Origin of the sequence: Bacillus cereus group sp. RP32, assembly GCF_040459735.1 — a bacterium.
In the GTDB taxonomy this organism is placed as follows: domain Bacteria; phylum Bacillota; class Bacilli; order Bacillales; family Bacillaceae_G; genus Bacillus_A; species Bacillus_A wiedmannii.
Window position 1 is genome coordinate 1,559,922 of the sequence record NZ_JARVHO010000001.1, and the last position, 11,621, is coordinate 1,571,542.

Consider the following 11,621-nt stretch of genomic DNA (forward strand, 5'->3'; position numbering starts at 1 on the left):
AGGGAGGCATTTTATATGCATTTACATTTTACTCCGCGTCAAATTGTGGAAAAATTAGATCAATACATTATCGGTCAAAAAGATGCGAAGAAAGCGGTTGCTGTAGCTTTAAGAAATCGATATCGTCGAAGTAAATTAGCTGAAAATCTACGTGATGAAATTGCGCCTAAAAATATTTTAATGATTGGACCGACAGGTGTTGGTAAAACAGAGGTAGCACGACGAATGGCGAAACTCGTTGGAGCACCTTTTATTAAGGTTGAAGCTACCAAATTTACAGAAGTTGGATATGTAGGTAGAGATGTAGAATCGATGGTACGTGATCTTGTGGAAACGTCAGTTCGTATCGTGAAAGAAGAAATGGTAATTAAAGTACAAGACAAAGCAGAAGAACAAGCGAACCAACGTCTTGTTGAAATTTTAGTGCCGAGTCCGGAGAAACAATCTGGATTTAAAAACCCATTAGAAATGCTATTTGGCGGTGCTCAAAATTCGAATCAAACATCTGATGCACAGGAAGATGGTGAAATCGAAAAGAAACGTCAAGATGTGGAAAGAAAGCTTGCTGCAGGACTTCTTGAAGATGAAATTGTATCGATTGAAGTGACTGAGCAACAGTCTTCCATGTTCGATATGTTACAAGGAACTGGTATGGAACAAATGGGAATGAATTTCCAGGATGCATTAGGAAGTTTTATGCCGAAAAAAACAAAAAAACGTAAACTTTCTGTGAAAGAAGCAAGAAAACTCTTGACAAATGAGGAAGCACAGCGCTTAATTGATATGGATGAAGTTACACAAGAGGCTGTTTATCGTGCTGAACAGCTCGGGATTATTTTTATCGATGAAATTGACAAAATTGCTGGTAAGCAGTCGAATAGCGTAGATGTATCACGTGAAGGTGTGCAACGTGACATTTTACCAATTGTAGAAGGATCGAATGTTGCGACAAAATACGGATCAGTAAAAACGGATTATATTTTATTCGTTGCAGCTGGAGCGTTTCATATGTCTAAACCGTCGGATTTAATTCCGGAACTGCAAGGGAGATTTCCGATTCGAGTAGAATTAACAAAATTATCGACAGATGATTTTGTTAAAATATTAATCGAGCCTGACAATGCGTTAATTAAACAATATATGGCTTTATTAGCGACTGAAGGTATAGAAATTGAATTTTCAGACGAAGCTATTCGTAAGATTGCTGAGATTGCTTATCAAGTTAATCAGGATACAGATAATATTGGAGCAAGAAGACTTCATACGATTATGGAGAAACTCCTTGAAGATTTATCGTTTGAAGCATCTGAAATTACGTTAGAGAAAATAACGATAACACCTCAATACGTTGAGGAGAAATTAGCAACGATTGCTAAAAATAAAGATGTGAGCCAGTTTATTTTGTAATAGTGTCATCAGGTGACTCGCCCTAGTTTCCAAGTGATGAAAAAATATGTAAGTAACATGTAGGAGGAACTTTTGAAATGGAATTATTAGCAAAAACAAGAAAATTAAATGCGTTATTACAGAGCGCAGCAGGAAAGCCTGTAAACTTTAGAGAAATGTCTGACACAATGTGTGAAGTAATTGAAGCGAACGTATTCGTAGTAAGTCGTCGTGGTAAATTACTAGGTTATGCAATTCACCAACAAATTGAGAATGAGCGTATGAAACAAATGCTTGCAGAGCGTCAATTCCCGGAAGAGTACACGCAAAGCTTATTCAACATTACAGAAACATCTTCAAACTTAGATGTAAACAGTGCTTACACAGCATTCCCAGTAGAAAATAGAGAATTATTCGGTCAAGGTTTAACTACAATCGTACCAATCGTTGGTGGTGGTGAGCGTCTAGGCACATTAGTGTTAGCTCGTCTTGGTCAAGAGTTCTTAGACGATGATTTAATCCTTGCTGAATACAGTTCAACTGTAGTAGGTATGGAAATCTTACGTGAAAAAGCAGAAGAAATCGAAGAGGAAGCACGTAGTAAAGCTGTTGTTCAAATGGCGATTAGCTCATTATCTTACAGTGAGTTAGAAGCAATCGAGCATATCTTCGAAGAATTAAATGGAACAGAAGGTTTACTTGTTGCAAGTAAAATTGCTGATCGCGTAGGAATTACTCGCTCTGTAATCGTAAATGCACTACGTAAATTAGAAAGTGCTGGTGTTATTGAGTCTCGCTCTTTAGGTATGAAAGGAACATACATTAAAGTGCTAAACGACAAGTTTCTACAGGAACTTGCTAAATTAAAAACAAACTAATTTATAAAACTCTCCTCGTTTTTTGAGGAGAGTTTTTTGTGTATAAAAGATTAATGGTGTCTGTAAAAAGCGTCATAATCGTGTTCTTTGGAAAAGCTATGAGTTGAATTTCACTTTTTTGCTTAAAAGAAATGCAGGTTGGTAATACTAGAATTCGAGTGTGAACAAAGAAAGTTTTACATTGTTCGCATTTTCGACTTGATTGTAATATTTCAGTATGATATAGTAAGCAGTGGTGTCAGTACAAAGTACACACGTTTGCTGATTTAAGTGTTGGTGCTACGTTTGTAGTTTCGCTTAGAGATGAAGTAAACGGAGGATATCAAAAACCATTTAGGAGGAACTATATTATGTCAGTAATTTCTATGAAGCAATTGCTTGAAGCTGGTGTTCATTTCGGACATCAAACTCGTCGTTGGAACCCAAAAATGAAGCGTTACATTTTCACAGAGCGTAACGGTATCTACATCATCGACTTACAAAAAACTGTGAAAAAAGTTGAGGAAGCTTACAGAACGATGCGCGACATCGCTGCTGAAGGTGGAGACATTTTATTCGTAGGTACTAAAAAACAAGCACAAGAAGCTATTAAAGAAGAAGCAACTCGTGCTGGTATGTACTTCGTTAACCAACGTTGGTTAGGTGGAACTTTAACAAACTTCCAAACAATCCAAAAGCGTATCAAGCGTCTTAAAGACATCGAAAGAATGCAAGAAGATGGTACTTTCGAAGTACTTCCTAAGAAAGAAGTTGTTCAACTTAAAAAAGAGTTAGAGCGTCTTGAGAAATTCTTAGGCGGTATTAAAGATATGAAAGGTCTTCCAAGTGCATTATTCATAGTAGACCCTCGTAAAGAGCGTATTGCAGTTGCTGAAGCACGCAAATTACACATTCCAATCATCGGTATCGTTGATACAAACTGTGATCCAGACGAAATCGATCACGTTATCCCAGCAAACGATGATGCAATTCGTGCTGTAAAACTTCTTACATCTAAAATGGCAGACGCGATCCTTGAAGCAAAACAAGGTGAAGAAACTGTTACTGCGTAACAAATTTGGAAAGGTGATAAGGGGTTCGGCCTTTTATCACCTTTTTTAAGGTATAAACACCTTTATAAAAGGTATAAATACATATTTTAGGAGGATGAAAAATATGGCAATCACTGCACAAATGGTAAAAGAACTTCGTGAAAAAACAGGCGCAGGTATGATGGACTGCAAAAAAGCTTTAACTGAGACTAATGGCGACATGGAGAAAGCAATTGACTTCTTACGTGAAAAAGGTATTGCAAAAGCTGCTAAAAAAGCAGACCGCATCGCTGCTGAAGGCTTAACTTTCATCGAAACAAACGGTAACGAAGGTTTAATCTTAGAATTAAACTCTGAAACTGATTTCGTTGCGAAAAACGAAGGTTTCCAAGCATTAATTAAAGAATTAGCTGCACACTTATTAACTAACAAACCAGCTAACATTGAAGAAGCTATGGCTCAAACAATCGAAGGCGGCAAAACAGTAGAAGAGCACATCAACGAAGCAATCGCTAAAATTGGTGAAAAACTTACACTTCGTCGTTTCGAAATCGTATCAAAAACTGATGCTGATGCATTCGGCGCTTACCTACACATGGGTGGACGTATTGGTGTATTAACAGTTCTTGAAGGTTCTACTGACGAAGCTGCTGCTAAAGATGTAGCAATGCACATCGCAGCAGTTAACCCTAAATACATCGACCGCGATGCTGTAACAGCTGAAGAAGTTGAGCATGAGCGTCAAGTATTGACACAACAAGCTTTAAACGAAGGCAAGCCTGAAAAAATCGTTGCAAAAATGGTTGAAGGCCGTCTAGGCAAATTCTTCGAAGAAATTTGCTTACTTGACCAAGCATTCGTTAAAAACCCTGATATGAAAGTTCGTCAGTTCGTTGAGTCTAAAGGCGGAACATTAAAAGGATTCGTTCGCTACGCTGTTGGTGAAGGTATCGAAAAACGCGAAGACAACTTTGCTGAAGAAGTAATGAACCAAGTAAAAGGTAGCAACTAATAAAGATTAGGGAACACATTGTGTTCCCTTTTTTAAAATAAAGATGTAAGCAATTGGAGGTTCATTATGAGTAAACCGAAATATAATCGTGTCGTATTAAAGCTAAGCGGAGAAGCGTTAGCTGGCGAACAAGGATTTGGAATTAACCCGTCTGTTATTAAATCAGTTGCGGAACAAGTGAAAGAAATTGCAGAACTTGATGTAGAGGTTGCTGTTGTTGTTGGTGGCGGAAACATTTGGCGTGGAAAAATCGGAAGTGAAATGGGAATGGACCGTGCTGGAGCAGATTACATGGGTATGTTAGCAACAGTTATGAACTCATTAGCTCTTCAAGATAGCCTAGAGAACATTGGAATTCAAACTCGTGTTCAAACTTCAATCGAAATGCGTCAAGTAGCAGAGCCTTACATTCGTCGTAAAGCAATTCGTCATCTAGAGAAAAAACGTGTTGTGATCTTTGCAGCAGGTACAGGTAACCCATATTTCTCTACAGATACAACGGCAGCACTACGTGCAGCGGAAATCGAAGCAGACGTTATCTTAATGGCGAAAAACAATGTAGATGGCGTATATAATGCAGATCCATCTCTTGACCCAACAGCTACGAAATACGAAACACTTACTTACTTAGATGTATTAAAAGAAGGTTTAGGTGTAATGGATTCAACAGCTTCTTCTTTATGTATGGACAATGATATTCCATTAATTGTATTCTCGGTTATGGAAAAAGGTAACATTAAACGTGCCGTTTTAGGCGAAAATATCGGAACAGTTGTAAGGGGGAAATAAATATGGGACAACAAGTATTGAAGTCTTCAAATGAAAAAATGGAAAAAGCAGTTGCTGCTTACTCTCGTGAATTGGCAACAGTTCGCGCAGGTCGTGCAAGCTCATCTGTATTAGATAAGGTACAAGTTGATTACTATGGTGCACCAACACCTGTTGTGCAATTAGCGAACATTACAGTTCCAGAAGCACGTTTACTTGTAATTCAACCTTATGATAAAACTTCTATCGGTGATATTGAAAAAGCAATCTTAAAAGCAGATTTAGGCTTAAATCCTTCTAATGATGGAACTGTAATTCGTATTGCATTCCCTGCATTAACAGAAGAGCGTCGTCGCGATCTTGTAAAAGTTGTGAAAAAATATGCTGAAGAAGCAAAAGTTGCTGTTCGTAACGTACGTCGTGACAGTAACGATGATCTTAAGAAGCTTGAAAAAGCTGGCGATATTACAGAAGATGATTTAAGAGGATATACTGAAGATATCCAAAAAGAAACAGATAAATATATTGCAAAAGTTGACGAAATCGCAAAAAACAAAGAAAAAGAAATCATGGAAGTGTAATAGCGATACCTTCGCAAATATGACCCTCTTCTTAAGGGGGTCTTTTTACACTTTTAGGCATACGTCTGCTTGCTGGAGGGTATGAATGATGTTTAAAAACTTTCCTTTTTTTAAAAGTAAAAAGGTCGCATCGTTTGATCATCTCGTTGAAAAAGTGAAAAAAGGATACATCCCAGAACATATTGCCATCATTATGGATGGTAATGGAAGATGGGCAAAGAGGAGAGCGATGCCTCGTATTGCGGGACATCATGAAGGCATGCAAGTTGTAAAGAAAATCACAAAATTTGCAAGCAAACTTAATGTGAAAGTGTTAACTCTTTATGCTTTTTCAACTGAGAACTGGAAAAGACCGAAAAAGGAAGTTGACTATTTAATGAGACTTCCAGAAGAATTTCTAGGTACATTTTTACCAGAATTGATTGAAGAGAACGTACAAGTCCGAGTGATAGGACAACAAGATCGTCTTCCTACGCATACACGCAGAGCGATGGAAAAGGCCATGGAAGATACGAAAGAGAATACGGGATTAATTCTTAATTTCGCGTTAAACTATGGAAGTCGAGATGAGATCGTTTCTGCTGTGCAACATATGGTGAAAGATAGTGAGGAAGGAAAAATTCGTGTTGAAGATGTAAGTGAAGAAATGCTTTCTTCCTACTTAATGACGAGTTCTTTACCTGATCCAGAGTTGTTAATCCGTACGAGCGGAGAGCTACGTATTAGTAATTTCATGTTATGGCAAATTGCGTATTCGGAGTTTTGGTTTACAGATGTGTATTGGCCAGATTTTACCGAGGAACATTTGCTAAATGCGATTACAGACTTTCAACATAGAGGGCGCAGATTCGGAGGCGTGTAGAAAGAGAGGGTTTGGTAGTGAAACAGAGAATTATTACTGGAGTGGTTGCTGCCGCGCTATTCATTCCCATCGTAATTTACGGTGGCGTGCCTTTTACGGTTTTAGTGTATGCACTTGCTTCTATAGGTTTATATGAATTAATTCGTATGAATAAGCTTACGCTTATTTCAATACCAACAGTTTTAGCTGCAGTATTATTATGGGTTATTTTAATTCCAAGTAGTGCATCAGAACTGTTTACTTGGATTGGATTAGGTAAATTAGAAATCACATTTGTGATTGTTTTATTACTTTTATCATATACAGTCCTTTCTAAGAATACATTTACTTTTGACCATGCTTCCTTTTTACTAATGGCAACAACATATGTTGCAATGGGATTCTTATATTTGAATGAAACGAGAATTTTAGGAATTAAATATGTGTTTTGCGCATTATTTGTTATATGGGCTACCGATTCAGGCGCATATTTCGTAGGGAAAGCATTAGGAAAAAGAAAATTATGGCCAGAAATTAGTCCGAATAAAACGATTGAAGGTTCATTAGGCGGCATCGTTTGTGGGATTGTTGTGGCACTTGTTTACAATATGTTCTTCCCAGTTGAGGCTAATGTAGGGATTTTAATTGTGTTGACAATTATCATTTCTATTTTTGGACAAATTGGTGATTTAGTACAATCTGCATTTAAACGTCATTATGGCGTAAAAGATTCAGGTACAATTTTACCTGGACATGGTGGTATATTAGATCGAACAGATAGTTGGTTATTTGTTTTACCAATTCTCTACTTCTTATTACAATACAATTAATAAATGAACGAGGGGTTGGAGTCATGAAAAACATTAGTTTATTAGGTGCAAGCGGATCAATTGGTACACAAACTTTAGATGTATTACGCTCGCACCCAGACCAATTCCGTCTCGTTGCTTTTTCTGTAGGGAAAAATATTGACTACGCAGTAAAGGTAATTCAAGAATTTTCTCCGCAAATTGTCTCTGTGCAAAGAGAGGAAGATGTTTTAAAATTACAAGCTGTCTCTGGTAATACAAAAATTGTATATGGTAGTGAAGGGCTTTTAGAAGTAGCATTACATCCAGATGCAGAGATTGTAGTAAATGCTGTTGTAGGTAGCGTAGGGTTGTTACCAACACTTCGTGCAATTGAGGCGAAAAAAACAATCGGAATTGCAAACAAAGAAACGTTAGTAACCGCAGGGCATCTTGTAATGGAAGCAGCACGAAAACATAATGTTTCGTTACTTCCAGTAGACAGTGAACATTCAGCTATTTTTCAATGCTTGAATGGTGAAAATGAAAAAAGAATTTCTCGACTAATTATTACGGCTTCTGGTGGAAGTTTCCGTGATAAGACGAGAGATGAATTGCATCATGTGACCGTAGAAGATGCGCTTCGACATCCAAACTGGTCAATGGGTTCGAAAATTACAATTGATTCTGCTACAATGATGAATAAGGGGCTAGAAGTAATTGAAGCACATTGGCTTTTTGGTATCCCTTATGAGCAAATCGATGTTGTTTTACATAAAGAAAGTATTATTCATTCTATGGTTGAATTTGAAGATCGTAGTGTGATGGCACAGCTTGGCTCACCTGATATGCGAGTACCAATTCAATACGCACTTACATATCCTGATCGATTACCTCTTTCAGACACAAAGCAGTTAAATTTATGGGAAATGGGAACATTGCATTTTGAGAAAATGAACCAAGAACGTTTCCGTTGTTTGCGTTTTGCGTATGAAGCTGGAAAAACAGGTGGAAGTATGCCAGCTGTAATGAATGCAGCGAATGAAGTAGCTGTTGAAGCGTTTTTACAAAAGAGAATTGGTTTCTTAACAGTGGAAGACCTCATTGAAAAAGCAATGAACCATCACAATGTCATTGCACGTCCGAGCTTAGAGGAAATTCTGGAAATTGATGCAACCACAAGACGGTTTGTGATGGAACAAATTTAGCAAAGGTGGTATGGAATTGAATACAGCGATTGCCTTTATATTAATTTTCGGTGCACTCGTATTTTTCCATGAGCTAGGGCATCTATATTTCGCAAAAAGAGCAGGTATTTTATGCCGTGAGTTTGCGATTGGTTTTGGTCCGAAAATATTCTCATTTGAAAAGAATGAAACGGTGTATACGATTCGATTACTGCCCCTTGGTGGCTATGTAAGAATGGCTGGCGAGGATGCAGACACAGTTGAGTTAAAGCCTGGAAAAAAGGTTGGCCTTGTATTAAATGAAAAAGACGAAGTTGCGAAATTAGTTTTTGATGGATATGAAAAGTATCCAAATGTTCGTGTCATTGAAGTCGAACAAGCTGATTTAGAGCATAATTTAACAATTTCGGGCTATGAAGAGTACGAGGAAGAGCTTCAAACATTCCGAGTGAATGAAAAGGCTCGTATTATTACTGCTGGTGAAGAAATACAAATTGCTCCGTATAATAGGCAATTCGGCTCCAAGAAATTGGGTCAACGTGCCTTAACAATCTTTGCAGGTCCTGCAATGAACTTCATTTTAGCATTTGTTATTTTTGTGATTCTTGGATTTGTACAAGGTGTTCCTGTTGACAAGCCAATGGTCGGAAAAGTAATGGAGAATAGTGCAGCCGAGCAAGCCGGATTAAAAGAAAATGATACAATTCAAGCAATCGATGGGAAAAACACAAGTACATGGAAAGATGTTGTTACCATTGTACGTGAAAACCCAAATAAAGAAATTACGTTACAAGTAAAGCGTGATAATGAACAGTTTAATGTAAAAGTAACGCCAACACTCGATAAAGAAGGAAAAGACGAAGTAGGTAGAATTGGTGTTTACTCTCCAGTAGAGAAAACAGTAATGGGTTCTATTAAATCAGGCTTTGAACAAACATACCAATGGACAAAACTAATTTTTGATTCACTTGTGAAATTAGTAACTGGTCAATTCTCTATTAATGAGTTGTCAGGTCCAGTAGGAATTTATAATCTAACAGATCAAGTCGTAGATTATGGATTTACGCGTGTATTAAGTTTAGCAGCAGTTTTAAGTATTAACCTTGGTTTATTTAATTTACTACCAGTCCCTGCTTTAGACGGTGGACGTTTGTTCTTCTTCTTAATTGAAGCGTTACGAGGGAAACCAATTGACCGCCAAAAAGAAGGAATGGTTCACTTTATTGGTTTTGCATTATTAATGTTACTTATGTTAGTTGTAACTTGGAATGACATTCGTAAGTTTTTCTTGTAAAATAAAGTGAAACTTATAATGAAATAGAGCTCGTAGAATAAAATCCCTCACCTAACTCGAGGTGAGGGGTTTTACTGCGTGTAAGAGTAAAATGAAGAGGTGCGAATAAATGAAACAAAGTATGGTATTCAGTCCTACATTACGTGAAGTTCCAGCTGATGCGGAGATTAAGAGTCATCAGTTATTACTTCGTGCAGGTTTTATGCGTCAAAATGCTTCTGGTATTTATAGTTTTCTACCATTTGGATTAAAAGTACTACACAAAGTAGAACGTATCGTTCGAGAAGAAATGGAGCGCGCAGGAGCTGTAGAATTATTAATGCCAGCGATGCAAGCTGCAGAATTATGGCAAGAATCAGGCCGTTGGTATTCTTACGGATCTGAATTAATGCGTATGAAAGATCGTAACGCTCGTGAATTCGCATTAGGAGCGACACATGAAGAAGTAATTACGGATCTTGTACGTGATGAAGTGAAATCATATAAAAAATTACCGTTAACATTGTACCAAATTCAAACGAAATTCCGTGATGAACAAAGACCTCGTTTCGGTTTATTACGTGGAAGAGAGTTTCTAATGAAAGATGCATACTCTTTCCATGCTACACAAGAGAGTTTAGATGAAGTATACGATCGCTTATACAAAGCATACTCTAACATTTTTGCTCGTTGTGGCTTGAATTTCCGTGCAGTTATTGCTGACTCTGGAGCAATGGGCGGAAAAGATACGCATGAATTTATGGTATTATCTGAAGTCGGTGAAGATACAATTGCATACTCTGATACATCTAATTATGCAGCAAACATCGAAATGGCTCCTGTGGTAGCTACAGCTACGTATACGAAGAGTGATGAAGCAGAAAAGGCACTTGAAAAAGTAGCAACACCAGATCAAAAAGCAATTGAAGAAGTATCTGCATTCTTAAACATTGAAGCTGACAAGTGCATTAAGTCTATGGTATTTAAAGTAGATGAGAAATTAGTAGTTGTACTTGTTCGTGGTGATCATGAAGTAAACGATGTAAAAGTGAAAAATGTATACGGTGCTTCAGTTGTTGAGCTTGCTTCTCATGAAGAAGTGAAAGAGTTATTCAACTGTGAAGTTGGTTCTTTAGGACCGATTGGTGTAACAGGTAATATCGAAATTATCGCAGACCATGCTGTAGCATCAATTGTTAACGGATGTTCAGGAGCGAACGAAGAAGGATTCCATTATGTAAATGTAAATCCAGAACGTGACTTTAAAGTAAGTCAATATACAGATTTACGCTTCATTCAAGAAGGAGACCAGTCTCCAGATGGAAATGGAACAATTCTTTTCGCACGCGGAATTGAAGTTGGCCATGTATTCAAATTAGGAACTCGTTATAGTGAAGCAATGAACGCAACATTCCTAGATGAAAACGGAAAAACACAACCACTTATTATGGGTTGTTACGGTATCGGTGTATCTCGTACAGTGGCAGCAATCGCAGAGCAGTTTAATGATGAGAACGGTTTAGTTTGGCCAAAAGCTGTTGCACCGTTCCATGTGCATGTAATTCCAGTAAATATGAAATCTGATGCGCAACGTGAAATGGGTGAAAACATCTACAACTCATTACAAGAGCAAGGGTACGAAGTATTACTAGATGATCGTGCAGAACGTGCAGGTGTTAAATTTGCAGATGCAGATTTATTCGGCCTTCCAGTTCGCGTGACAGTTGGTAAAAAAGCAGACGAAGGTATTGTAGAAGTGAAAGTACGTGCTACAGGCGAGTCTGAAGAAGTGAAAGTAGAAGAACTTCAAACATATATTGCAAATATTTTAAAATAAGAAGAGGTACCTCGTAATGAGGTACCTTCTCTTTCTTTG

The 11,621-nt window shown here is 37.6% G+C and carries 11 protein-coding genes; all 11 read left to right on the forward strand.

The window, feature by feature from the left end; genetic code table 11:
• Positions 1-15: 15 nt before the first annotated feature.
• The 11 genes from hslU (at position 16) to QCI46_RS08270 (ending at position 11,582) form a co-directional block, all read left to right on the forward strand.
• Entirely contained in the window at positions 16-1,407 is a 1,392-nt protein-coding gene (hslU, locus tag QCI46_RS08220) for an ATP-dependent protease ATPase subunit HslU (protein ID WP_060488429.1), read from the forward strand.
• A 77-nt stretch (positions 1,408-1,484) separates the two neighbouring features.
• Positions 1,485-2,264: a GTP-sensing pleiotropic transcriptional regulator CodY gene (gene codY, locus QCI46_RS08225; protein WP_000421290.1), complete on the forward strand. Its 780-nt coding sequence runs from the start codon at positions 1,485-1,487 to the stop codon at positions 2,262-2,264.
• 350 nt (positions 2,265-2,614) lie between these two features.
• Positions 2,615-3,316 (forward strand): 30S ribosomal protein S2, encoded by a 702-nt coding sequence (rpsB, locus tag QCI46_RS08230; protein WP_048546000.1) that lies wholly within the window; start codon positions 2,615-2,617, stop codon positions 3,314-3,316.
• Positions 3,317-3,419: 103 nt separating this feature from the next.
• Positions 3,420-4,307 (forward strand): translation elongation factor Ts, encoded by an 888-nt coding sequence (gene tsf, locus QCI46_RS08235; RefSeq protein WP_048545999.1) that lies wholly within the window; start codon positions 3,420-3,422, stop codon positions 4,305-4,307.
• A 66-nt stretch (positions 4,308-4,373) separates the two neighbouring features.
• On the forward strand, positions 4,374-5,096 hold the full coding sequence (gene pyrH, locus QCI46_RS08240) for a UMP kinase (RefSeq protein ID WP_000042666.1): 723 nt from the start codon (positions 4,374-4,376) through the stop codon (positions 5,094-5,096).
• 2 nt (positions 5,097-5,098) lie between these two features.
• Positions 5,099-5,656, forward strand: coding sequence for a ribosome recycling factor (gene frr / locus QCI46_RS08245; protein ID WP_000531506.1), 558 nt, complete (start codon positions 5,099-5,101; stop codon positions 5,654-5,656).
• An 85-nt stretch (positions 5,657-5,741) separates the two neighbouring features.
• Positions 5,742-6,518, forward strand: a complete 777-nt coding sequence (gene uppS / locus QCI46_RS08250; protein ID WP_000971311.1) for an undecaprenyl pyrophosphate synthase — start codon at positions 5,742-5,744, stop codon at positions 6,516-6,518.
• 17 nt (positions 6,519-6,535) lie between these two features.
• Positions 6,536-7,327 (forward strand): phosphatidate cytidylyltransferase, encoded by a 792-nt coding sequence (gene cdsA, locus QCI46_RS08255; protein ID WP_048545995.1) that lies wholly within the window; start codon positions 6,536-6,538, stop codon positions 7,325-7,327.
• Between the two features lie 23 nt (positions 7,328-7,350).
• Positions 7,351-8,493, forward strand: coding sequence for a 1-deoxy-D-xylulose-5-phosphate reductoisomerase (gene dxr / locus QCI46_RS08260; protein ID WP_000790363.1), 1,143 nt, complete (start codon positions 7,351-7,353; stop codon positions 8,491-8,493).
• A gap of 16 nt (positions 8,494-8,509) precedes the next feature.
• The gene (rseP, locus tag QCI46_RS08265; RefSeq protein ID WP_001090238.1) at positions 8,510-9,766 is read left to right on the forward strand and encodes an RIP metalloprotease RseP; all 1,257 of its coding nucleotides are present in this window, start codon (positions 8,510-8,512) and stop codon (positions 9,764-9,766) included.
• A 109-nt stretch (positions 9,767-9,875) separates the two neighbouring features.
• Positions 9,876-11,582 carry a proline--tRNA ligase gene (locus tag QCI46_RS08270; RefSeq protein ID WP_353839909.1) on the forward strand — a complete coding sequence of 569 codons (1,707 nt, stop codon included), beginning with the start codon at positions 9,876-9,878 and terminating at the stop codon, positions 11,580-11,582.
• Positions 11,583-11,621 lie beyond the last annotated feature (39 nt).